The 25,532-nt window shown below is 35.1% G+C and carries 20 protein-coding genes; 17 read left to right on the top strand and 3 right to left on the bottom strand.

The annotated features are described in order from the left end of the window. Window positions 1–156: 156 nt before the first annotated feature. Genes A4F88_RS09900 through A4F88_RS09890 form a run of 3 tightly spaced genes read right to left on the bottom strand, consistent with a single transcriptional unit; the run spans window position 157 to window position 3,767 of the window. The gene (locus tag A4F88_RS09900; protein ID WP_068842450.1) at window positions 157–693 is read right to left on the bottom strand and encodes a hypothetical protein; all 537 of its coding nucleotides are present in this window, start codon (window positions 691–693) and stop codon (window positions 157–159) included. Between the two features lie 18 nt (window positions 694–711). After that, window positions 712–2,661: a phospholipase effector Tle1 domain-containing protein gene (locus A4F88_RS09895; RefSeq protein ID WP_068842449.1), complete on the bottom strand. Its 1,950-nt coding sequence runs from the start codon at window positions 2,659–2,661 to the stop codon at window positions 712–714. 2 nt (window positions 2,662–2,663) lie between these two features. Then, the gene (locus A4F88_RS09890) at window positions 2,664–3,767 is read right to left on the bottom strand and encodes a DUF2931 family protein (RefSeq protein WP_068842448.1); all 1,104 of its coding nucleotides are present in this window, start codon (window positions 3,765–3,767) and stop codon (window positions 2,664–2,666) included. 519 nt (window positions 3,768–4,286) lie between these two features. Here A4F88_RS09890 and A4F88_RS09885 point away from each other — a divergent pair. The 17 genes from A4F88_RS09885 (at window position 4,287) to A4F88_RS09805 (ending at window position 25,506) form a co-directional block, all read left to right on the top strand. After that, window positions 4,287–4,958: a response regulator transcription factor gene (locus A4F88_RS09885; RefSeq protein WP_068842447.1), complete on the top strand. Its 672-nt coding sequence runs from the start codon at window positions 4,287–4,289 to the stop codon at window positions 4,956–4,958. Between the two features lie 2 nt (window positions 4,959–4,960). Next, window positions 4,961–6,319: a sensor histidine kinase gene (locus tag A4F88_RS09880; RefSeq protein WP_068842446.1), complete on the top strand. Its 1,359-nt coding sequence runs from the start codon at window positions 4,961–4,963 to the stop codon at window positions 6,317–6,319. Window positions 6,320–6,416: 97 nt separating this feature from the next. Then, window positions 6,417–7,703: a TolC family protein gene (locus tag A4F88_RS09875; RefSeq protein WP_068842445.1), complete on the top strand. Its 1,287-nt coding sequence runs from the start codon at window positions 6,417–6,419 to the stop codon at window positions 7,701–7,703. 32 nt (window positions 7,704–7,735) lie between these two features. Further along, window positions 7,736–8,824 (top strand): efflux RND transporter periplasmic adaptor subunit, encoded by a 1,089-nt coding sequence (locus A4F88_RS09870; protein WP_068842444.1) that lies wholly within the window; start codon window positions 7,736–7,738, stop codon window positions 8,822–8,824. Between the two features lie 34 nt (window positions 8,825–8,858). Next, window positions 8,859–11,963 (top strand): efflux RND transporter permease subunit, encoded by a 3,105-nt coding sequence (locus A4F88_RS09865; protein ID WP_068842443.1) that lies wholly within the window; start codon window positions 8,859–8,861, stop codon window positions 11,961–11,963. Window positions 11,964–12,186: 223 nt separating this feature from the next. Continuing rightward, entirely contained in the window at window positions 12,187–12,981 is a 795-nt protein-coding gene (locus A4F88_RS09860; RefSeq protein WP_068842442.1) for an AraC family transcriptional regulator, read from the top strand. 223 nt (window positions 12,982–13,204) lie between these two features. Next, the gene (locus A4F88_RS09855; RefSeq protein WP_068842441.1) at window positions 13,205–13,636 is read left to right on the top strand and encodes a DoxX family protein; all 432 of its coding nucleotides are present in this window, start codon (window positions 13,205–13,207) and stop codon (window positions 13,634–13,636) included. Window positions 13,637–13,648: 12 nt separating this feature from the next. Next, entirely contained in the window at window positions 13,649–13,993 is a 345-nt protein-coding gene (locus tag A4F88_RS09850) for a dimethylsulfonioproprionate lyase family protein (protein ID WP_068842440.1), read from the top strand. Window positions 13,994–14,368: 375 nt separating this feature from the next. Continuing rightward, window positions 14,369–14,956: a hypothetical protein gene (locus A4F88_RS09845; RefSeq protein WP_068842439.1), complete on the top strand. Its 588-nt coding sequence runs from the start codon at window positions 14,369–14,371 to the stop codon at window positions 14,954–14,956. Window positions 14,957–15,222: 266 nt separating this feature from the next. Further along, window positions 15,223–15,651, top strand: coding sequence for a GNAT family N-acetyltransferase (locus A4F88_RS09840; protein ID WP_068842438.1), 429 nt, complete (start codon window positions 15,223–15,225; stop codon window positions 15,649–15,651). A gap of 32 nt (window positions 15,652–15,683) precedes the next feature. Next, entirely contained in the window at window positions 15,684–16,613 is a 930-nt protein-coding gene (locus A4F88_RS09835; RefSeq protein WP_068842437.1) for an alpha/beta hydrolase, read from the top strand. Between the two features lie 383 nt (window positions 16,614–16,996). Continuing rightward, on the top strand, window positions 16,997–17,590 hold the full coding sequence (locus tag A4F88_RS09830) for a TetR/AcrR family transcriptional regulator (RefSeq protein ID WP_068842436.1): 594 nt from the start codon (window positions 16,997–16,999) through the stop codon (window positions 17,588–17,590). Between the two features lie 246 nt (window positions 17,591–17,836). Continuing rightward, window positions 17,837–19,054, top strand: a complete 1,218-nt coding sequence (locus A4F88_RS09825; protein ID WP_068842435.1) for an efflux RND transporter periplasmic adaptor subunit — start codon at window positions 17,837–17,839, stop codon at window positions 19,052–19,054. Between the two features lie 12 nt (window positions 19,055–19,066). Beyond that, entirely contained in the window at window positions 19,067–22,231 is a 3,165-nt protein-coding gene (locus A4F88_RS09820; RefSeq protein WP_068842434.1) for an efflux RND transporter permease subunit, read from the top strand. 315 nt (window positions 22,232–22,546) lie between these two features. Continuing rightward, on the top strand, window positions 22,547–23,965 hold the full coding sequence (locus tag A4F88_RS09815) for a TolC family protein (protein ID WP_068842655.1): 1,419 nt from the start codon (window positions 22,547–22,549) through the stop codon (window positions 23,963–23,965). 349 nt (window positions 23,966–24,314) lie between these two features. Continuing rightward, complete coding sequence (locus A4F88_RS09810) at window positions 24,315–24,770, top strand: hypothetical protein (RefSeq protein ID WP_068842433.1); 456 nt, start codon at window positions 24,315–24,317, stop codon at window positions 24,768–24,770. Between the two features lie 142 nt (window positions 24,771–24,912). Next, complete coding sequence (locus A4F88_RS09805; protein WP_068842432.1) at window positions 24,913–25,506, top strand: Crp/Fnr family transcriptional regulator; 594 nt, start codon at window positions 24,913–24,915, stop codon at window positions 25,504–25,506. Window positions 25,507–25,532: the final 26 nt, after the last annotated feature.

Here is a 25,532-nt window from a genome sequence, read left to right as displayed (position 1 = left end):
AGTGGTTGAATTTTGTTTTATAGCAACCCTTGTATTCTTCTATTTCTGCTTTACTTTTTTTGTTTAAAGTAAAAGTGTAGTCGTGGTCGTTTTCCTCAATTGTTATTTCTTTCTGAATGTCAATATGACCAAAATCGTTTAACTTTTTTGTTCTTATTATGGGTTATATGCTGTTTTTTGAAATCTCTGGTTTAACCCGTTAAAATACAGCCCAAACATTCTGTAAGATTCTAAGAGCCTGATGGCTTTTTTTTCATCCTGAAGCAATTCAGCCATTTTATCAAAAACCTGTATAAATGCTTTGCCCAGATTGTCTGTTTCTAAATCGTTTTTTATCTGCTGCATACGCAATTTTAAATCATTTATATTAAAGATTTTTTTTATAAATCCTTTATCGTTTACACCTGCTTCGATATAATCAAACAGAAATGCTATTTTTTTTAAAAAAACGGTGTCTAAAAATGTACCGTTAGCCATTAAATTAATTTTGGTGGTTATGATTTGATATACCCTAAAGCCTTCTTTTATACCCAAATAGATTATAGCAACGTTTCGTTTTACTTCATTTTCACAATCTTTGTTTGCTTTTTCAAATTTTGTTGTTCTGGTAACAAAACAGTAATGTTCTATTTTATTAAGTGTGGGTAAATAATCGTTTAATTGTATTGCAAAATCCGGGTGTGAAGTTTTCATTGTTTAACTTTATTTTTTTTAATGAAATTTTCTTTTTCTATCTTCTTCCGGTGCAGAAAAAAAACCTCCGTTGGGTTCCATACCAAACCAGTCTCTGGTCGAGGACCAATGGCAATAATCATGTCTTAATATTCGTAAGGCTTTTTGAACACTATAACCATAAATTACAACCTCTTTGAGTTGGGAGGGTTCTGTTTTTTCTGGTTTTGTATTATCTCCTGGAAGTATCTTATCTGTTTTGGACTTATAGTATGTTGGGTTTAAGTTATCCTGAACTGTTTTTACAGCAGGGTCGGCCTGTTTATTATTTTCCAGTGCTTTGAGTTTTTTGTCTAATTTTTCTCTTTCTTTACTTTCATACTCCAGTTGTGCATCCGTCTTAAATTCCCATTCTTTTCCCTCTCCAAAAACATAATCATGCAAATGCTTTTTTACGCTTCCTAAAAAAGAGTTTTCCGGAATGGGGTATTTCTCAACCGTTTTTAAATTAAAATTTGGCTTCATAACAATGGTTTTGTAAAACTCCTCCATAAAATGGGCAAAAATCCAACTGTAATCTTTTCGTACCAATTTTTTTGTACCGGTTAGTTTTTCATAATACAATGCGTCTAAAATTGTTAATCCAACCGGATCATATACAGAGGGTAAATATTGTTTGTTTATTACTAATTCTCCCCGATTATACCAGTGCTGATCAATTAATTCCTCTGTTAGTTCTTCTAAACCAGATTTGGTATATATTGCCAAAGGGTCGAATAAGATCTTGTATGCAGCTCTTTTAAAATGGTTATCCTTTAAACTTGTTCCTATTTCATCTACAACCTCCGGCCCGTGCTCATAAGCTCCGCCAATATCACAATGCACTCCCGGAAAGTTTTTTTCGATGGCTTTAGCTGAGGGGTTTATCCTTGTAAGGGCAAAATTGGTTCGATGCTCGTCTTTTGCCGTAAAATGTACCATTTTTTGAAATCTTGTACTGTTTAAATGCAGCTCTGCAACATCGTTGTCAAAATTATAACCTCCCAGAGCAGACCCCAATTCATCATAAGACGAAACGGTATCGTATACCCCTACAAACCGTATCACGACTTCCAGCCGCTCTAATTCTTTTGGGGTTATTAGTTTTTTTTCCAGCAGGCAATAACCTAAATGCCCAAACTCCGGCATAAAACCGTCGACCAGAAGGGTGGTGTTTATTGAGACACCATCAGTATCTGCCAGTACTTTTTTGTATTTTTTTTGTGCTCTTGTTCCTTCATAATACCCATATGTAGGCTCATAACCATCCTGAACCGCTATCACATTGGGAGAATAAGCCGGTTTGGTCACCTCGTACATAAAATTGCGTGCCGATGCCGCACCACGGCTAAAACCAAAGACATCGAGCGTAATTTGACTAACTATTTTTTTACCATTTTTTGGTTTGTCTGTTTCTGCTTTAATTCTTTCAACCACTCTTGTACAGGCTTCACGCACCCGTCCGCGTATGCCGGTTACACCTGCGCCAAACATAAACCCATCGCCATCATCCTGTTCCATGTCTATAGTGCCCATACCTTCTACATACACTCTATAGTCTTCGGTACAACACATCCATAAACGCGCTACATTGGTATAATCGTTGCTGTAACTGTTGTCTGTACCCTGCTTGTCGAGTAAATTTCTATATACTCCTTTTATATATTTGGTATAGTCCTCCGGTTTTTCGAGCTTTTCATTTTTCAGTATTCTGCCGGCTTTAATTTTCTCATAGTCTAAAGCCTCCTTGTGCAAATTAGCTTTGTGATGTCTTGACTCCGGATCTATAATGACATGTTCGTTTGTTTCTCCGCGCACTATTTTTCGGGTCTCCGTATTTTTTTTATTATTTAGTGTGCCGTCTATAAAAATGCCAAACTCAAAACGAAGTTCATCATCTTTTCTATCATCGTCAGATGTGTCTGCATTATAAACAAATGAATATCCCATAATTAATTTTTATCGATTGATAATTTTCTGGATTTTATAACATTAACTTCTGTTTTAGGTAGTCTTATTTCGTTATCACCGCTTCTTAGCAGGGATGTAATATGATTGTTGGTATAGTTTACTATAAGTACCAATTCTGCCTCCTGATCAGGACTCTCTTTGTACATTGCTTTAAAGGCTTCAGTAATTTCCTTTTCGTCAAAATTGACATCACCTCCATAACCTTGTCCTTTCGCATCTCTCCATCCAATACTAATACCTATGGGTATTGCTCTCTTTTTAAAATTATTAACAATTAAGCCCTGATCGAATAATTTTTCTTTTTCTCCGTTATACATATCAAAAGCAATATATAGTAGTTCTACTTGATTTTGTATTTCTACCACAGGTTTCCAGTTGTATCGCGTTCTGTAGCTATCCCATAACCCATACGGTATGGGTTGCGGGTTATTTTGCATTTCCAAAGGGATAATATTGGGCGAGGTCATGATCATTTTTCTAAATTTGGGGTCAAAAATAGTCTCACCGCTTGCATCTAGTCCTGCAATCTCGTCTTTGGGTACTTTGTACGGAGTGCCTTTGTAGCGTCCAACCTCCATTTGCCTGCCTGCTCCTGCAGCCCACACTACCACAACCCCTCCAGGGGCAAAACCTACTATGATGGCATTATAGGTTGTTTTTTTGTATTCGCCATTTCCATTAAAGAAAAAATTACTATCCTGATATCCTTCCTGAAACAATGCCAGAAGTTTGTCATAATCTATAGGACAGTCTATAGAGTACATACAGTCTTCGGCATACGATACCCAGATACAATCAAGAGAACGCGGCAATATTTTTTTGCCATGGCTGGAACCACTACCAAAAGCGCCCCAGCCGCCATTATTTCCTGCTGAGAGCCCGTTGGCTAAGCCTACTCCGCCTATCCCTCCTTTATAAACTTCTATAGGATAACCCAGCGGTGCATTGCACATTTCTTCCCATTCAAATTCAGGGTCTTTTTCATCATCCATTATAGAATATTTCTTCATCTCTTCTGTTTTGTTTTGGCAGGCAGTGCTAAGGGCTAATAACAGTGCTATAGCAATGAGTTGTATTTTTTTCATAAAATCAAAAGTGAAATGGTTCAAATTGTTTGTCTGCTTTCGGTTCAATAAGCATAAAATATTACTGGATTAACCACCCTAATTTTCACTTTTCTCCTAATTATTGCTAGTTTGACAGGTGCCGTAATTTTAAGACTGCTGAAATACTCGTTTTAATAAAAATACCCGAAAAATTATTTCTCATTGTCTTCAAAAAGTCATTTTAGTATCAGAATAAGCTCTTTTTTTCTTATGAGTAGCAATGCAGAAGAACAGAAATGATCTTTAGGGAGTATAGAACTTCTGTTCTTAAAATCATTATTAGACTCTAATAGCCTCGATGGAAACAATACCTGTCATAATTAAGGTAAGTTCCTATTTCTTCTATTCTTACAAAATTCAATTTTAACAGCGATTGCGATAATTAATTGCTATTTTTGATTTTCTCTTAAAAACGATTCATCAGGCATTTCGACTTTAGGTCGTTCGCACTTCCTGATTAATACAACAACCAATTATAACAATATTAGACTTTTAAGTATGAATGTGCTGCTCATTGAAGATGATAAACGTATTAGCGAGTTTATTGTAAAAGGGTTAGAAGAAAACAACTTTACAGTGCATTTGGCCGAAACGGGCGAAATTGCCAGAGATCTTATTCAGCATGATACCTGGGATATTATCCTGATGGATATTATGCTTCCGGGAATTGATGGTATTCAGCTAACAAAAATGATGCGTTTCAAAAAAATTCATACGCCTATTTTAATGCTCAGCGCCCTCAGCGATACCGATGATAAAGTAAATGCTTTAGATTCCGGCGCTGATGACTATTTGGTTAAACCGTTTCATTTTAAAGAATTAATCTCAAGGGTAAATGCCCTGACACGCAGAACCAAATTTAATTATGATAAAGTCGAAAGTTTATATGTCTGCGGAAGTCTGACTATAAACCCGGAAGAACATAAGGTTACAGAGAATGATGAATTGATCGATTTATCGCCAAGAGAATACAAACTATTGCTTTTTTTACTGGAAAACAGAAACAAGGTAATGTCCAGAACGCAAATCTTAAATGCGGTTTGGGGCATTAATTATGACAATAACACCAATGTTGTCGATGTGTATATTTCGTATCTGAGAAACAAAATTGAGCAGAACCATAAATTTATCCACACCATAAAAGGAACCGGATATATGCTGAAAGAATAGTCATGAAAATACGCAACAGGTTTACCATAATATCTTCTCTTACGTTTAGCGTTGTATTTGTCATTGCTTCGATTATTACGTATTTTTCTTTTTATAGCTATTCTGAAAAGATCATTTTTAACGAAGTCCAGAAAACGTGTTTGTTAACGGGAATTTTTTATCTGGAAAAAGATGAATTACCGGAGAATCAACATTTAATTATTGGCAAACAGTTTAGGGAAAATTCACTTGAAATGATCACCCGCGTTTACGATAACAAAAATCAAATTGTATACGGCGACAAAAAACCGGACGATAACATCACCAAAGAAAAACTGGATTATATTCGAAAGAATGGGAAATTGAGTTTTAAATCCAAGCATCATTTTTATTTCGGGAATTACTACCATGACAATCAGGGAAATTTTGTAGTCCTGGTTAAAAAAAATGATCAGGAATTTAAAACCGTTACCAACAGACTGCTTATTATTATGCTGCTGGTTTTAATAAGCGGATTAATTGCTATTTATATCGTAAGCCGTTTACTTTCAAATCTGGCATATAGTCCAATCAAAAACATTATCAATCAGGTTAACGAAATCGAAGCTACTTCGCTGGATCGTCATATTGTTTCTCCCAATACAAAAGATGAAATTCAGGAGCTGATTGAAACGTATAATAATTTATTCAAACGTTTATCTGATACTTTTATCATCCAAAAAAACTTTATCAATTATGTTTCGCATGAATTTAAAACGCCTTTAACTGCTATTTCCGGCAATTTGGAAGTATTTGCCCAAAAAGACAGAACAAGTGCTGAATACAAAGAAATGTCTGAAAAAGTACTAGAGAACGTGTATCAGATCGAAGATACCATGAATACACTTATGATGCTTTCGGGTTTAAGGGATAATACTGAACTCACTGAAATTTTCAGGGTCGACGAACTCGTTTGGGACATCAACGATCAGTTGCCCGAAGTATACCAACTAAAAGATGCGCAAATCAAAATTGCCATAGAAATTGTAAATGACAAACTGCTTTCAATAAAAGGAAACAGTAACGAGATTAAAATTGCCTTATACAATATCATAGAAAATGCCGTAAAATACTCCAACGGAAATTCGATCAAAATAAGTTTGTTACAACAGGAAAACCAACTTAAAATTGTAATTGAAGATCACGGTACAGGCATTAGCGAAGATGATCTTACTTTTATCAAACAAACCTTTTACAGAGGCAAAAATGTAAAAGACATAAAAGGCAGCGGCGTAGGACTTTCACTGGCAAATATCATCTTTAAGCAAAATAATATTCATTTTACAATTACCTCAAAAAAGGACGAAGGAACAACGGTAACTTTATTATTCCCGCCACTCTAATCGTTTTCTAATCCAACTCTAACTCCTTTCTAACAGGTCTCAAATTAGGGTTTAATGTGCTACAGATAGCTTTGTGGCATATTAAAATCAACTCAATTTGAAACGTATACTTTTAACCCTATTTATCATTGTATCCTGCAAAAGTGTTGCGCAGACTGCTGCTCTAAACGATACAATTGTGTTTTCCAGAAAACAGGCCGAGGCTTTGTTCCTGGAAAAAAATATCTCTATCATTTCTGAAAAACTAAACATTGATATTGCCGATGCACAGGTGATTCAGGCAAAATTATGGCCGAATCCTACACTTACAGTAAGCGAAATCAATCTTTGGGACAATGCTACTGCACAGCAATTACCTGCATTATGGGGCAATTTTGGTAAAACACAGCAAGTCAATGCAGAACTGGAGCAATTAGTGCAAACTGCCGGAAAGCGAAAAAAGATGATTGCTATGGAAAAAGTGGGTGTTGATATTGCCAAAGAATATTTCAAGACCTTTTTGCGCAATCTTAAAATCGAGTTTAGAGGCAATCTGACCGAATTACAATACACACAAGCTCAGGAAGCAATGTATAAAAAACAACTTTCGTCTATGCAAACCTTACTAAAAGCCTATAGCAATCAGGTTTCGCAAGGAAATGTTGGCAAAGGCGAATACATTAGGTTAAAAGCATCTGAGCTACAGTTTTTAAAAGAAATCAGCGATTTAAAAAAAGAAAACAATTCATTACAAAAAGAGCTTAAAGTTTTAATGAATCTTCCTCCAACAAGTTATATCAAACTTACCGATGAAGGTTTTGTTCCCGAAAATAAAAATATCGAAGACATCAACCTGGGCAATCTAATGGCATCAGCAGTAGAAAACCGTCCGGACATGAAAGTCCTTAAACTCGGAAATGATTATAACGACATTAAATACAAATACGAAAGAGCCGTGCGAACTCCTGATGTTACACTTGGTATTAGCTATGATCGTGGAGCCAGTTTAATGAACGATTTTGTTGGTCTAGGTTTCTCACTCGACCTGCCCTTTTTTAACCGAAATAAAGGAAATATAAAAGCAGCAAAACTAGCTGTTGAACAAGGAAAACTAGCTACAGAAGAGAAAACACTAACTGTACAGTCAGAAGTTTTACAGGCGTATCAGGATTTAATCGTGACCAAAAAACTTTATGATACTGTCGATGCAACTTATGAAGGTGATCTGGATAAACTTTTGGACGCTTATCGCAAAAATTTTATGCAAAAAAATACCAGTATGCTCGAATACCTTGATTTTGTTGATGCGTATCTGGACAACAAAACCATTTTGCTCAACTCCAAAAAAGACCTGAACAACAACCTTGAAGAATTGCGTTACATCGCAGGTGAGGAAATCAATTAAAATCTAATGATTAAAAAATAATAACAAACATAATGAAGAAATATATTTTACTCCCGATACTTGGGTTAATGCTCGTTTACGGATGCGGCAAAAAGGAAGAAGTTAAAGAAAATAAAGATGAAAAGTTTTGTATTGACAAAGACTTAAAAGAAAAAATCACCATCGAACCGGTACAAAAACGTGCAGTGAGCGAATCGATAAACCTTACCGGAAATATTACTTATAACAGCGATCATATTGTTCAGTTTAACAGCCTTGTACAAGGAATTATAACCAAAACTACTTTTTCGTTGGGCGATTATGTCAAAAAAGGACAAGTTTTAGCCGAGATAAAAAGTACAGATCTTAACAGTATGCAATCTGAGAGTAAATCACTGCAATCTCAGATAGCAGTAGCACAACGCAATTTACAATCGGTTAAATCTATGTATGATGACCAAATCTCGTCGCAAAAAGATCTAATGCAGGCACAAAGCGAATTAGACGTTTTAAAATCATCTCTGGAAAATGTAAAAGCAAATCTTGCCCTGTATAGTGCCAGCAGCGAAAGATCAGTTTTTCAGATCAAAGCACCAACCGAAGGGTATATCGTAGCCAAAAGTATTAGTCCCGGAATGCAGATAACAGACAGCAGTGATCCGCTTTTTACCATTTCTGACCTAAAAGAAATCTGGGTTTTGGTAAATGTATATACCAGTAATTTAAAAAATGTAACCGAGAACATGCCTGTAGATGTTACAACTCCGGCTTATCCGGGAGAAGTTTTTAAAGGTAAAATAAAAATGATGGCTAAAGTTTTTGATGAAGATGAACATGTTTTGAAAGCCAGAATTGTAATGGACAACAAAGACTTAAGATTAAAACCAGGAATGACTGCAGACATTGTAATTGATAAAAGTCTGGGTGGCGAAACATTAGCTGCTGTTCCTGCAAAAGCCGCCATTTTTGACAATAACCGTGATTACATCTTAATCTACAAAAACGACTGCACGATCGAAACCAGAGAAATTAATCCGGTTATAAAAAACAACACCTGGCTTTATTTTGATAAAGGTGTTAAAGAAGGTGAAATGGTGATTACTAAAAATCAGCTCTTAATTCACGAAAGATTAAAAAACTAAGTATTCCTAAAAACGGATAAATACCATACAAGACATGAAAAAATTTGTACAAGGTCTGGTGGCTTTCTCGCTAAAAAACTCTCTCATCGTTTTTTTCCTGACTGCCATATTACTAGCCGCAGGAATAGTAAGTTACATTCATACACCAATTGAAGCATTTCCCGATGTAACCAATACAAGGGCAAGAATTATTACACAATGGCCGGGAAGAAGTGCCGAAGAAGTAGAGAAATTTGTCACATTGCCAATTTCAAAACAAATGAATACCATTCCTAAAAAGTCAGAAGTACGTTCTATTTCGCTTTTTGGATTATCAGTAGTAACCGTATTATTTGATGACGGAGTCGAAGATTTCTACGCACAGCAATATGCCTCAAATCGTCTTAACGGATTAGATTTACCGGAAGGAGCCGATGTCGAAATCGATCCGCCATCCGGAGCAACCGGAGAAATATTCCGATATGTAATCAAAAGTGATTTACCAATTAAAGAAATCAAAGCCATTCAGGATTGGGTAATTGAGAGAGAATTAATCTCTGTTCCCGGTGTTGCCGATGTGGTAAGTTTTGGTGGGGAAGAAAAAATGTTCGAAATCAAAATCAATCCAACACAATTAGAAAATTACAATCTGTCGGCATTAGATGTTTACGAAGCGGTTTCAAAAAGTAACATTAATGTTGGCGGAGATGTGATCAAACGTGGCGATCAGGCTTATGTCGTTCGTGGTGTTGGATTGATCAATAAAGTAGAAGATATTGGCAATATTTTGATTGAAACCAAAGGTTCTGCCCCAATATTAGTAAAAAATGTAGCCGAAGTTTCCATATCAGCAAAACCAAGATTAGGACAAGTAGGTTTAGATGGTAACGATGATGTTGTTGAAGGAATCGTAGTCATGCTGCGCGGAGAAAATCCGGGTGAAGTAATTAAGAAATTAAAAGTACGTCTGGACGAACTTAACGAAAGAGTTTTACCTAAAAATGTAAAAATAGTTCCTTTTATTGATCGTACTGAATTGGTGAATACAACTGTAAAAACAGTTACAAAAAACCTTACCGAAGGTATATTATTAGTATCCTTAATTGTATTTATTTTCCTTTACAACTGGAGAACTTCCTTAATTGTAGCCTCAGTAATTCCGCTTTCGTTCTTGTTCGCCATTATAATGTTGCGAATCCAGGGATTGCCCGCGAATTTAATTTCGATGGGAGCATTAGATTTTGGACTTTTACTAGAAGGAACACTCGTTATTGTTGAGCAAGTATTCGTCTCGCTCGAAAAGAAAGCCCATCAGGTGGGTATGGAACGCTTTAACAGTATGAGCAAAATGGGATTGATCAAGAAAAGTGTAGGTAGTGTTGCTACTTATATTTTCTTTGCCTTAATCATTTTGATTGTTGCGTTGATGCCAATTTTCTCTTTTACTAAAGTAGAAGGAAAAATGTTCTCTCCCCTCGCCTTTACTTTAGGTTATGCATTATTAGGATCGTTGATTTTATCCCTTACTTATGTTCCGGCAATGTGTAAAGTTATGCTAACGAAAAACATTGTGGAGAAAGAAAACATGATTTCACGTTTCTTTAGAGAAAACCTGTTTAAACTGTTCAAATGGAGCACCAGACATCGTAAAGTAACTATATACGCATTTTTAGCCTTATTGACTATCTGTTGTGCCCGATTTGCTTTTTATGGATCAGAATTTATTCCGAAGCTGAACGAAGGTGCAATTTATGTCCGAGCCACTTTGCCCAATAGCATCAATCTTGATGAATCAGTCAGACTGACAAAAGAAATGAAAGCCAAAATAAGGAAATTTGAAGAAGTAAAATTCATCTTAACCCAAACCGGAAGACCAAATGACGGAACAGATCCAACGGGATTTTTTAATATCGAATTCCATATTGAATTAAAACATAAAGACGAATGGAAACACGATATCAGTAAAGAAGAACTCATTGCAGAAATTAAAAAAATACTCGATGTATATCCCGGAATTGCATTTGGTTTCAGTCAGCCCATTCAGGATAATGTCGAGGAATATGTTGCCGGAGTCAAAAGTCCGCTCGCGATAAAGATTTTTGGAAGTGATCTCTTCGAATTAGAAGAAATGGCTGCAAAAGTTGCCAAATCGATCAAAGATGTAAAAGGAATTGATGATATTAATGTTTATAAAAATATTGGTTTACCGGAATTAAGAATTCAGCTGAACGACGAAAAAATGGCACGCTATGCCGTTACAACCGCCGATGCGCAAGCCGTAATCAGAATGACGATTGGCGGACAGGCGGCAACCAAATTTTATGATGACGAAAAGATATTTGATATTACCCTGCGTTTCGAAAAAGAATATCGTGATTCTAAAGAAAAAATCGAAAATATTCTGATTCCGACTATGAATGGCAAAAAAGTGCCATTAAAAGAAATTGCAACGGTAGAATACAAAACAGGTCCAACCTTTATTTACCGTGAAGGAAACAGCCGTTACATTGCCGTAGGATTTAACATTCAGGGACGAGATTTAGGAAGCACCATCGAAGAGGCACAGAAAAAAGTAGCTGCCGAAGTAAAACTGCCTAAAGAAAATGTAATCAAATGGGCTGGAGAATTTGAAAGCAAAGAAAGAGCTTCTAAACAGTTGGCAATGATTGTACCCGTTGTTTTAGTCTTGATTTTATGCCTGTTGTATTTCAATTTCGGAAATTTCAAAGACACCATGATTGCTGTAACGGCAATGCCTTATGCCTTTATTGGCGGATTCTTATCGCTTTGGGTTACAGGAACCGTATTTGGGATCTCGGCAGGAATTGGATTTATTATTCTCTTTGGTGTCAGCGCCATCGACAGTATTGTCCTCATTGGAATGATCAGAGAAAATATGAGAACCGGAATGCACTTAAAAGACGCTATTTCACAAGGAATTCATAGCAGAATTCGTCCTATTGTTATGATTGCACTTATGGGATCTTTAGGATTATTACCTGCAGCCTTATCAACAGGAATGGGGTCTGAAGTTCAAAAACCACTTGCCATCATGATCGTAGGCGGATTAATAACCTGTATGATCTTATCCCTTACGGTATTGCCTCAGGTATTTTACCTCGCCTATCGTAAAAAAGATGTGAACAACACAGAATCTTAATCTTACTTATATAAATTGAAAAGCACCTTTAGACATTTTGTTTAAAGGTGCTTTTTTTATCTAAACGCAAAGCACACAAAAAATTTAATACACTATCTATAAAAAAACGCCAGCTTCGCAAAGCAGAATCAATATAAAACTTTGCGTGCCTTACGGTTAAACACATAATCAGGTTTAACCTGAAACAAAAAATATTCTTACTTTTGATTCAAAACAAAACCAGATGATTGATATCAAAACATTTAATCAGGCAACAGATTTAGAAAATCCACGACGTGTTTTAAAATACGTACTTGTATTTTGTACTTCGGGAGAAACCACTGTTTCAGTTGATGAAAATGAATTTATACTAACCGAAAACTGTGTTTTAACGATTACTTCCGGACAGGTTCATTATTTCAAAAACATGCAAAATGCCACAGGATATATTCTCGAATTTACCTACGCATTCTTTTGTAAAGATGATAATGATATGGAACTTATTTTCCATAATGGATTGTTCTGTCATTTCGCTATGAACGAAATGATCAAAGTCGATCATCCGCAAATCATTACAAAAGAACTGGAAGAAATCACAAAAGAAATCATCGAAAAACCTTATCAGTATCAGATTTCTGTTCATAGCCGAATCGAACTGATTTTAATCGAAATCAACAGAACCAAAATCAACCGCGGTGACGAAATCTACAAACCTGATGCCTTGTTTCTACAATTTCTGGAAACCGTAATACAAAACTTCGACAAGAATCTTTCTGTAAACGAAATTGCCCATTTAACCGGAACAACCGAAGCCAAACTCAACGAGCTTTCTAAACTACATTGCAATAAAACTGCCCAAAATATCATTTTCGGATTAATCATTTCTGAAGCAAAAAGATTATTTACGTACGAGAAATTATCAGTAAAAGAAGTTGCCTATGCCTTAGGATTTAATGATCCTTTTTACTTTTCGAACTTCTTTAAAAAACACACCAATACTTCTCCAAAATCCTTTAAAGAAAAAGCGATTGGTTTCTAATTGGAATCCTGCAAAACCTCTTTTAAACACATAGAAATAGATATCGCCATGTTTACTTAAAAAAGTAAAATGCCTTTATTTTAAGCTTACAATTCTATGTTTCTATGTGTTAAAAAAAACGCACAAAAAAAACTTAATTACATGCTTTTTCCAGAATCCTCTATTCTTTAGCAAGACGGCTTACAAGATCTTTGTATCACTAATAATTATTAATAAAAAGGATATGAAAAGATTTCAGGATTATGCCGTTTTACTATTGCGAATGGCACTTGCAGCAGGATTTCTATCTGCCGTTCTAAGTCGGTTAGGCGGGTTGGGAGAACAATCTTCAGGATGGGAAAGTTTTTTAGCTTACGCCGAAAAAGTAAATTCTTTTTTGCCTAAAAGCTTTATTCCGTTTATTGCCATAACCAGCACTTTTCTGGAAACGTTGTTTGTTGTTTTTTTATTGATCGGATATCAAACCAGAAAAGCAGCTATGGGCGCTTCAATCCTGACTTTTGTATTTGCACTCTCCATGACGTATTCCTTTGGAGTAAAAGAACCTCTTGATTACTCTGTATTTGTATTTTCTATAGCCGCTTTTCTCTTGTCGACAATGCCAGAATACAAATGGAGTTTAGACGAATACATTTCTAAAAAAGTAACTAATTAAATATTGATAAAAATGGAAAAACAAATCACAAAATCCAGCGAACTAAATTGGAAACCTCTGATCGAAGAAGGTGTAAATACAGACGGAATTTCTGCAAAAATTTTATGTTATGATGACATTGCCAAAAGACCAACCACTTTTTTATTACGATTTGAACCCGGTGCTTCTTATCCTAATCATGTGCATCCAGCCGGAGAAGAAATCTACGTTATCGAAGGCGAAGTACGCTCCGGAAAAGACGAACTAAAAACAGGCGATTATTTGTATATGCCTCCGGGAAGTACACATTCTGTGTTTTCTAAAACCGGATGTACTTTGTTGTTTTTGGTACCGGAAGAGGTTGTGATTTTAAAGTGATTAAAAGCTTGAGTCAAAATGTTCTTTGACTCAAGCTTTTTTTATTAATCTGTAACTAAAACAGCAATTTATTCAAAAGACTAAAACTTGAGAATTATAAGTTAACAAATTCATTTGAAAATCCTATTTTTGAGAGCAAGCTTAAAAGCAACATACATCTTATTTATCTTATTGTTAAACATATGAAAAAGATTCTTTTAATAATTTTAGTTAGTCTTCCTATGATTATTTTTTAGAATGTAAATAATTAAAAACTGAATATTAATTTCGGATTATTTAAGCAAGAACTGCTTGAAAAAATTACTAATGTAAAAGATAATTTAATACTTGGCTTAAAAGTATCACCTGCAAAAGAAAACAGCGTCAAAATAAATTATGAAAGAAAATATACTATTACTTCTTCAAATAATAACTGTAGACTTTTTTACTGCCTTTGGTTTATATTCAATACTATTTCTAATTGTTTCTATTTTTTTAAAGAAACCACTACTGGCAAAAATAGATGACGAAGCTGTCAAGTTCATTTCTTTGGTTGGTATAATTTATTTTACCATCTGGATAATTGGAATATTTGTTTTTTACGCAGAAAATAATCCAGAAGAAAAAATCAGTATGATCAACAGAATGTTTGGAAAATATTGGATTGGATTTTGGTCACAATATATTCTGTGGTTTGTCATCACACAATCACTACGATTTAGAAGAATAAGAAAAAATGTTCTATTGAGAATACTGTTCAGCTTTCTATTCATTCTTTCAATTGAAAAAATTATAATATTGACCGTTACTTTTCATCGCGATTATTTACCTAGCTCCTGGACAATGTACAGTGATCTAAATATTTATCCATCAAACTTTTTACTTTCCTTATTAATGAAAATAATCCTGTTTTTGCTTTTCGTTGGAATATATTATGTAATAAAAAATCAGATACAAGGATTGATCAAACCGAAAAGAGTTTAGAGTTAAGAAATTAATTCTAATTCAAATTATCCTTAACAGTCAACCACATTAAACTATTAATAATCAATACACTGAATTCTATAAGTAATGAAATTTGTGTCTGTATTTTTCATGTCTTTTTCTAATAATCCATTCCAAAATACCCACCATCCATTATAATAAAAACTTAAATTTTGAATTTCGTTTTGAATATATGTAGTTAACTACGTAAATTTGTACGCAAATTAATTTTATACCACCAGAAGTACATTAAATACTGAAACAAAATGAACAATAATACCATTATAGTAGAAAGAGTTGACGATCAAAAACAAATAGAAACAGCATTCTCGATTAGAAAACAAGTATTTGTTGAAGAACAAAATGTATCGCCTGAACGTGAATCGATGGATGATGAAGAAGCTGTACATTATCTTGCCATTGTAAACGGCTTGCCTGCCGGAGCAGCGCGATACAGAAAAATGGAAAAAGGAGCAAAAATTGAACGAATTGCGGTTCTCAATACCTTTAGAGGAAAACGAATTGGCGAAGCTATTTTACAAAAAATACTCGAAGACTTAAAAACAGAAGAGAAAGTTTACCTTTATGCTCAGGTAAATGCCAGCGCTTTTTACATTAAAAACGGATTTAAACAAACCGATAATTATTTTCTGGATGCCGGAATTGAGCATGTCGAAATGGATTTTATAAAATAACAACCAAAATTTTTATATCGTTTTTTAACCAAATGAAATATTACAGCCAGTTATCGTATTGGAAAAAATACAATACTTTTTTGCCGGAAGACTTACAATACAAAGAAGATAAACTTCCCACAGAAGAATATTGGCAATGGAAAGATTTTAATATTCATTTGGACCGAATGCGAAATCCAAAATCTCCCATAAAAGTAATAGTACTTCATGGTGCCGGAGGAAACGGAAGGGTTATTGGCTTCTTTGGTAATTTTTTGCACGATCAGGGTTACGAATATATTGCCCCTGATTTAATAGGTTACGGACTAACCCAAAATCTTAAAAACAAGAATATCGATTATTCGGTTTGGGTTGACTGTGTTTCCGATCTGATCGACAAGGAACTTTTAAAAGACAATAGACCCATTGTTTTATTCGGACTGAGCATGGGCGGGATGTTGGCGTATCAGGTTGCTGCAAAGAATAAAAATGTAAAAGCACTTATGGTGACGACTTTGGCAGATCCTCGTGCTCAAAATGTACGAGATGATCTGGCTCGCAATTTATTTTTAAGCAGAGTGGGTTTGCCGGCTATGAATGTTTTTAAACTGTTTTCGGATTCGTTTAAATTGCCCATAAAATGGCTTTGCAAAATGGAGAGGATTACCAATGATATTGCTTTTTCAAAAATCTTTTCGAATGATCAGCTTGCCGGAGGAAGCAAAATCAAATTGCGTTTTTTAAGAACGTATATGAGCTTTATTCCTGCCATTGAACCCGATAACTTTACCGCTTCTCCCCTTTTGTTTTTGCAACCGCAAAAAGATACCTGGACAACATTTGAAACCAGTAAATCATTTTATGAAAAGCTAAATTGTCCTAAAAAAGTGATTTTTCTGGAAAATTGTGGTCATGCTCCTTATGAAGAACCGGGATTATCGACGATGAAAATCGAAATTATTAAATTTTTAGGGCAGTTGTAGAGTTTGATTCTTATTTTTTAAATAAATCAGAATATCAACTAAACACGTTCATTTTCTTCTCAACGTAAAATCCCGACGAAACGAAATATTTATAGAAATAAATGATACTTTTCGCCTAGCCCTGATCGAAACGGCATCCTTTTGTGGTGGGGTTCACCACAAAAGATAGAGTACAGAGCAGGACAAATGTCCTTAAAATACCAAAATTAGCTGCTCCCTAAAAAAATTACATCCATAAAAATTTCAATAAAAAAAAGGCTTAACAAGCTTTTTCAAACTTCTCTATGCCACGATAAGAAAATATTATGATAAAAATATTTCATAATTAGAAAAACCGCCATACATTTGCCTAACAGTGTTAAACGATTTAATACTCGAATAAAATGGCTAGCAAAGATCGAATTTTAAGACAAAAAGAAGAGACAAGGAACAACATCCTTGGCGCTGCTTATGATATCGTAAAAGAAGAAGGCTGGAATGGTTTGAGTATGCGTAAAATTGCCGACAGAATCGAATATACTGCTCCTATTATTTATGAATACTTTTCGAATAAGGAAGCAATATTAGAAGAACTAACCGGCAAAGGTTTTATCAAACTAACAAAAGAACTGCAAATTGCAATCGACAAGTTTGAAAAACCCGAAGATCAATTAGAAGCCATGTGGATGACTTACTGGGACTTCGCTTTTACTAATACTGAAATGTATCAGTTAATGTTTGGTGTTCAAATGACCTGTTGCGCACAGCGATGTTCGGCTCAGGAGGGACCTTACAAATTATTCACTCAGGTTATTGCTGAAGTAATGAAAGACAGCAATCCGAGTCAGGATATCATAAAACAAAAGTATTTCACTTTCTTTTCTGTTATTCATGGTTTAATCGCCATCAATATCATTAACAAAAGTGATATTTTAGAAACTATAAATGCCCAAATTTTGAAAGATGCCATTGGTGGTATCATCAAATCAATACAATAGATTTTTTTTCAAGTTTTACTTAACAGTGTAAAATAATTTAATCGGATAATGTAAAATCCTTTTTTTTATAACTTTCACTTAACACTGTTAGAAAATTTAATAGAGTAATAAAAGCTCTTTTTTTAGACTTTTACTTAACACCGTTAAATATTTTAATACTGATTTGGAACAAAATAGAAAAAGCTTAAAGTATGAAAATTTGTGCACATTTACTTAACAACGTTAGATAATTTAATTTTATTAAATATGAATCCCGAGAATGCCAGAATACCTAAGAATTTAATCCGAGAAAATGTTCAACCAATTAAAACCAATATGAAAATGAAAAATGTAATTATAACCAGTTTTATTCTGGCTTTAGTATTAAGCAGCTGTGCCGATAAAAATCAGGCACCTACTGCTCCGCCACCTCCGGTTTTACCTGTGTTGGCTATCACAAGTGCCAATACAACAACGGATGCTGAATATCCTGCTGCAATACAAGGAACTGTTGATGTTGAAATTCGCCCACAAGTAAGTGGAAACCTTGACAGAATTTTTGTAGACGAAGGTGCTTATGTAAGCAAAGGACAAACTTTATTTAAAATAAACGAACGTCCGTTTCGTGAGCAGTTAAACAATGCTTTGGCAAGTCTTCACGCTGCAGAAGCAGCTTTGATTAACGCTAATTTAGAAGTTGATAAACTGACTCCTTTAGTACAGAACAAAGTAGTTTCTGATTATCAGTTAAAAACAGCTAAAGCTTCTCAAAAAATTGCTGCTGCCAATATCGAACAGGCAAAAGCAATGGTAGGTTCTGCTAAGATTAATTTAGGATATACAAATGTAACAGCTCCAGTGAGCGGATACATTGGAAGACTACCTAAAAAACAAGGAAGTTTAGTTTCTGCTTCTGATGTTGAAGCCTTAACAACTTTATCTGATGTTCATGAAGTATTTGCTTATTTCTCTTTGGGTGAAACAGATTTCATCAACTTTAAAGCACAATACGCAGGAAGCTCTCTTGGTGATAAAATCAAAAAATTACCTCCTGTTACTTTGATTTTAGCTGATAACAATGCTTATCCTCAAACAGGAAAAATCGATATGGTTGACGGTCAGTTTGATAAAACTACCGGAGCGATCACAATTAGAGCGACTTTCCCTAATGCAAACGGAACGCTACGTTCAGGAAACACAGGAAAAATCCGTTTAGGATTAGAGCATGATGATGCGATTTTAGTACCACAGTCAGCTACAGTTGAAATGCAGGACAAAGTATTTGTTTTCACTGTAGGTAAAGACAACAAAGTAACCAAAATGCCTATTATCGTTGTGGGTAAAAGCGGTACCAATTATTTAATTAAAGAAGGTGTAAAAACGGGTGATCAAATCGTATTAAGCGGTATTGACAAACTTCAGGACGGACAAGCAATTCAGCCAGAAAAATCAACTAAAGTTGCCCAAGTAACTAATAAAAAATAATTCTAAAAGAAAATGTTCAAAATATTTATACAAAGACCTGTACTGGCAACCGTAATTTCCATTTTGTTGGTGATTCTGGGGGTATTGGGTTTAACTAAACTGCCTTTACAACAGTTTCCTGATATTGCGCCTCCATCGGTTTTGGTAACGGCAGTTTATCCGGGAGCAAACGCAGAAACGGTTTTACGTTCTGTGGCACCTTCTATCGAAGAGTCTATAAATGGTGTAGAGAACATGACTTACATGAGCTCAACTGCCAGTAACGATGGTACTTTAGCAATTACTGTGTTCTTTAAATTAGGAACAAATGCAGATCAGGCAGCGGTAAACGTACAAAACAGAGTAGCACAAGCAACGAGCCAGCTTCCTGCAGAGGTTGTTCAGCAAGGTATTATTACAGCGAAACAACAAAACAGTTTTATCATGGCGATTGGTATGTATACCGATGATGAAGCAAAATACGATCAGACTTTTGTTGCCAATTACGCTCAGATCAATATTATTCCGGAATTAAAACGTATTCCAGGTGTAGGTTCTGCCAGTATTTTTGGTGGTGTAAAAGATTACTCTATGCGTGTTTGGTTAAACCCAACACAAATGTCGACTTACAAAGTAACGCCAAGTGAAGTAATGGCGGCTATTCAGGACAAAAGTTTGGAAGCAGCTCCAGGGAAATTTGGAGAACGAAGCAAAGAAGTTTTTGAATATGTAATTAAGTACAAAGGAAAACTAACCAAACCTGAAGACTATCAAAATATTGCGATACGTTCTAATGCAGATGGATCTGTACTTCGCCTTAAAGATGTAGCGCGAGTTGAACTTGGTGCTTATTCTTATAACAGTTTAACACGTTTAAATGGTAAAAAAGGAGTTGTAATTGGAGTGATTCAGTTAGCGGGGTCTAACTCTAATGAAATTCAGATTGCGATTAATAAAATGATGGAAAAGGCTTCTAAAGATTTTCCAAAAGGCATAAAACACAATATTTTCTATAGTACAAAAGTATCTCTTGACCAATCTATCGAACAAGTTGAGCATACTTTATTAGAAGCTTTTATACTGGTATTTATTGTGGTATTTATCTTCTTGCAAGATTTTAGATCAACATTAATCCCGGCTATTGCTGTACCTGTAGCAATTTTAGGAACGTTCTTCTTCATGCAGTTATTCGGATTTTCGATCAACCTTTTAACACTTTTCGCATTAATTCTGGCGATTGGTATTGTGGTCGATGATGCCATTGTGGTAGTCGAAGCGGTGCATGCGAAAATGGAGCACAAACGTTTGTCTCCAAAAATCGCAACCCATGAAGCAATGCACGAAATAACGGGTGCTATTATCTCGATTACGCTGGTAATGGCTGCTGTATTCCTGCCGGTTGGTTTTATGGAAGGCTCAACAGGAGTTTTCTATCGTCAGTTTGCCTTTACGATGGCGATTGCAATTGTAATTTCGGCTGTTAATGCCTTAACATTGAGTCCGGCGCTTGCTGCATTATTCCTGAAAGATAATCACGGAGCACACAATCATGACGGAGCCCATGAGAAAAAAGGATTTAAAGAAAAATTCTTTACCGCTTTTAACAGCAGTTTTGAATCGTTGACAAACCGTTATGTAGGCGGACTTAAATTCTTAATCAGAAGAAAATGGTTGAGTTTAGGCGGATTAGCTTTAATTACTGTTGCAACAGTGATCATGGTAAAAACAACTCCTGCAGGATTTATTCCAACAGAAGATCAGGGATTTATTGCGATTGCAGTAAATACACCATCCGGAACATCATTAGACGGAACACAAAAAGTAATGACCGAAGCCGAAAATACTTTAAGAGGTTTAGATGCTTCAAGATTCGTAACCGCAATTTCAGGTTTCAATTTATTGACCAACTCTACAAGTCCGTCTTCTGCAGTAGTTTTCGTATTGCTTAAACCAAATGAAGATCGTGGAGAAGTAAAAAATATTGACGAAATCATGAATCAGGTTCGTGGTAAACTGGGCTCGATTTCAGGCGGAAGTTTCTTCGTATTCAGTTTCCCAACTGTTCCCGGATTTAGTAACGTTGAAGCTTTAGATTTAGTTCTTCAGGATAAAACGGGAGGAAAACTGGATAAGTTTAGCGGAATCTCTCAGGAATTTATTGGAGCGTTGATGAAACGTCCGGAAATTGCAGTAGCGTTTACCTCTTTCAAAGCAGATTATCCTCAATTACAATTGGAGGTTAATGACGAAAAAGCAAATCAGTTGGGTGTAAATGTAAAAGACATTTTACAAACCATGCAGGCTTACTTTGGTAGTGCACAGGCATCTGATTTCAACAGATTTGGTAAATATTACCGTGTGGTTGTTCAGGCTGATATTGATGACAGAGCTGATCCTACAGCAATTGACAGAGTTTTTGTAAAAAACAAAACAGGCGAAATGGTGCCAATAAATACTTTAGTAAAACTAACCCGTATTTATGGTTCTGAAACCGCTTCACGATACAATTTATTTAACTCAATTTCTATTAATGCCATTCCAAAACCAGGATTTAGTTCCGGAGATGCCATTAAAGCAATTGAAGAAGTAGCAGCACAACAATTACCTGCAGGTTACGGGTTTGAATTCTCGGGCCAAACCCGTGAGGAGATTTCTTCCGGAGGGCAATCGGCAACAATATTCTTACTGTGTTTGATATTCGTTTATTTCTTACTTGCTGCACAGTACGAAAGTTACATTTTGCCTTTGGCTGTAATCTTGTCAATCCCTGCAGGTATTTTTGGAGTATTCGTAGCGATTGGTTTAACAGGAATTGAAAACAACATTTATGTACAGGTTGCCCTTGTCATGCTGATTGGACTTCTTGCCAAAAATGCCATTCTGATTGTAGAGTTTGCTTCGCAGAAAAGAAAATCGGGACAAGCGTTAATCAGGGCTTCAATCGATGCTGCTAAATTGCGTTTACGACCAATTATCATGACGTCTCTTGCCTTTATTGTTGGTTTAGTACCAATGATGAGTGCCAAAGGACCATCAGCTCAGGGAAATCACTCCATTAGTATTGGTGCTGCGGGAGGTATGATTTCAGGAGTAATTCTAGGATTGTTTATCATTCCGGTTTTATTCATCATCTTCCAGCATTTACAGGAAAAGGTTTCTGGGAAACCAGTTGCCGTAATTCATAACGAAGAAAAATAATAAATGGAAAATTATATAACAACAGCTTTGGTAGCCATCGTATTTGGCATCGGCTATATATCGTACAGAATCTCAAAAGATCTTGAAACCAGAAAAAAAGATACTTGTACAGAAATTTAACCCTTTTGGGGAAAATACTTTAACACATAGCAACATAGATTTTGTTTCGAAAAAAAGAAAATAAAAGAAACTAGTTTCAACACATAGAAGTGTATTTAAAATAAGTGAAACACCTTTTTTTAAACCTCAAAAAACTATGTTTCTATGTGTTTAAAAAAATACACCCAACGGATAAAAAAATTAATAAAAAGACGAATGAAAAATCATATAACCAAAATCGTGGTCTTCGCCATTCTGATCACGACCTTAATATCCTGTAAAGTTTCGAAGGATATTGAAACTCCAAAAGATGCATTTCCTGAAAATTTCAGGAATGCATCGGTTTCAAGCGATACAACGAGTATTGCTGATGTGGAGTGGAAAAACTTCTTTACTGAAAAAGATATTATCAAACTGATCGACAGTGCCGTTGCGAGAAACAACGATTTGCAGATTGCCGAAAAGAACATCGAAATTGCACAATACCGTTTTACACAGTCAAAATGGGGAAATGTGCCTCAGGTTAATTTATTTGTAAATGCCAGCACTAACAATCCGTCTGACAATAGTTTTACGGGATTGAACCTAAATCAGGCCATTGGTGCAAAACATATTGACGATTATTCAGCCGGAGCTTCACTTTCGTGGGAAGCTGACATTTGGGGAAAAATCAGAAATCAGAAAAAAGGGGCTTATGCCGGATATTTACAATCTGCAGAAGTTAAGAAAGCATTACAGACCAATATTGTGGCTAATGTTTCAAGAGGATATTATAATCTTTTAATGCTGGATGCACAATTAGAAATTGCCCGACAAAATCTAAAATTAAACGATAGTACAACGAATATTATCAAACTAAAATACGATGCTGGTCAGGTAACCACTTTAGCGATTCAACAATCTGAAGCTCAAAAATTAAACTCAGCGCAATTGATTCCTTTATTGGAACAAAACATTGCGATTCAGGAAAATGCTTTGAGTGTTTTAACGGGTTCTTTCCCAAATTCAAAAGAAAGATCGATTCGTTTAAGTGCGATTGAAGTAAAACAGAATACTGCTATCGGAATTCCGTCTTCATTAGTAAGCAGAAGACCTGATGTAAAAAGTGCCGAATTAGCTCTTAAAGCAGCTAATGCCAATGTCGGTATCACGAAAGCGGATTTATACCCAGCTCTCAGAATTACGGCTCAAGGCGGCGTAAACTCTTTCGAAACCAGTAATTGGTTTAACATTCCGGCTTCATTATTCGGAACTGTTGCAGGAGGTTTAACTCAACCTCTTTTGAACAGCAAAAAAGTGAGAACGCAATATAATATTGCTGTCGCAGAAAGAGAAAAAGCGGTTTTAAGTTTTAGACAACAAGTTTTAGTTGCCGTAAGCGAAGTTTCTGATGCTTTAGTTAAAGTGGAGAAATTACAGCAACAGGAAACTTTCTTGAAAGAGAAAGTAAAAACATTACAGCAAGCCATTAAAAATGCCAACCTTTTATTCAAAAACGGTATGGCAGAATATCTTGAAGTTTTAACAGCGCAGGCAAATTTATTACAAAGCGAATTAGAACTTGCCGATATCAAAAGACAACAACTTACAGCTAATACCGATTTGTACCGCGCTCTGGGCGGAGGCTGGAAATAATACCTGTTACATTACCCGTTAATTATTTATTTTTTGAGAGAAGAACGCTGTGAGACTTAGGTTTCATGGCGTTTTTTATTTTTTTGCCACGAAGGCACTAAGTTTTCTTATCTATCTCAAAGTTATTTCTCGCAAAGACGCTAAGTCGCAAAGTTGAGTTTTCACGCAGATTTAAAAAAAAGATTTAAGCAGATTTGTGCAAATTCATTATGCTTTAAAAAAATCTGCTAAAATCTGTAAAATCTGCGTGAAATAAATCTTTAAAAATTGCTTTGTTTCTGTGTTTCGGTAAAAAATCTGCACATATTTCCTTACTTTTGAATCTCTTTTAATTAATAAATCAAAACCCATGAAGAAAATTGCATGTATTGCGCTTTTAGCTTTACTTTTTACAAACTGCAAAAAAAATAATTCAGATCAAGAATTAAAATCAGTAACAAAACCAGCGGATACAATTGCTGCTGTAAAAGAAGAAAAAAAGGCAGACGAAAAAGAAGATTGTAAAGATATTGAGGTAGAAATGGGATCCGGAAGAGAATGTATTCTAAAAAATACAGATCTTGATAAGGTTTACCAAAATATCATAAAAAATAAAGAAGTCGAAGAATCAGAATATTTTTTAACTGCAATTCCGGGTGAAAGCAAATCTGTTGAAGTAAATAAAAACGGATTAATCTCAATTGATTATCAAATCACTAAAGATAAAGTGGCTATGACTATGAATTATGAAGGCGGAGTAACCGAGGTAACGCTGGAAAAGATAAATAATACCATTAAAAGAAGTATTTATCATTATGCCGATTAAGTTCTAAAATGAAATAAGAAATTATACTAAAATATAGAACCTCTTTCAATCAAACCGCTAAAAGCTTTTAAGTTTTTAGCGGTTTTTTTAATGATAATTTCGTCGTAATTAAATACTTTTGATAGTATCTAATTATTCCAAAATGGCAATCGATTCCGATACATATCTTCAGGATTTAAAATCAAAGTTTAACAGCTACGCTCCTGTTTCTGAGCAATCCTGGAAATTAATGGAGAATATTGTAGTGTTTGAATCTGTTCAAAAAGGAGAATTGCTTTTGCAGAATGGAAAAGTTGCCAAAGAAATTTATTTTATTGCTAAAGGTGCTTTACGTGCTTTTATTACAGATAAAGCCGGAAATATTTACAACAAGAATATTTTTCTCGAAGGAAATTTTGCAGGTTCAACCGCATCATCTTTACAGCAAACGCCATCAGAATTTTCGATTGAAGTTCTGGAAGATTCAATTCTTCTAAAAATGAATTATAAAAAGTATCGAGAGCTGATTTTTCAAAATGACGATTTAAAAAATTTCTATATCGCTTATTTAGAGAAAAACTGGGTGATCGAAAAAGAACAAAGAGAGATTGCATTAGTCATGCAAAACGCAACCGAAAGATATATAAAACTTCTCGAAACACATCCGGATATTGCAGAACGTATTCCGTTATTGCATATCGCGTCACACTTGGGTATTACACCAACACAATTAAGCCGAATCAGAAAAAATCTGTAAAAAGATTTCTAAATCAACATATGTAA

The organism is Flavobacterium chilense (genome assembly GCF_001602525.1).
In the GTDB taxonomy this organism is placed as follows: Bacteria; Bacteroidota; Bacteroidia; order Flavobacteriales; family Flavobacteriaceae; genus Flavobacterium; species Flavobacterium chilense.
This window is presented reverse-complemented; position numbering and strand designations above follow the sequence as displayed.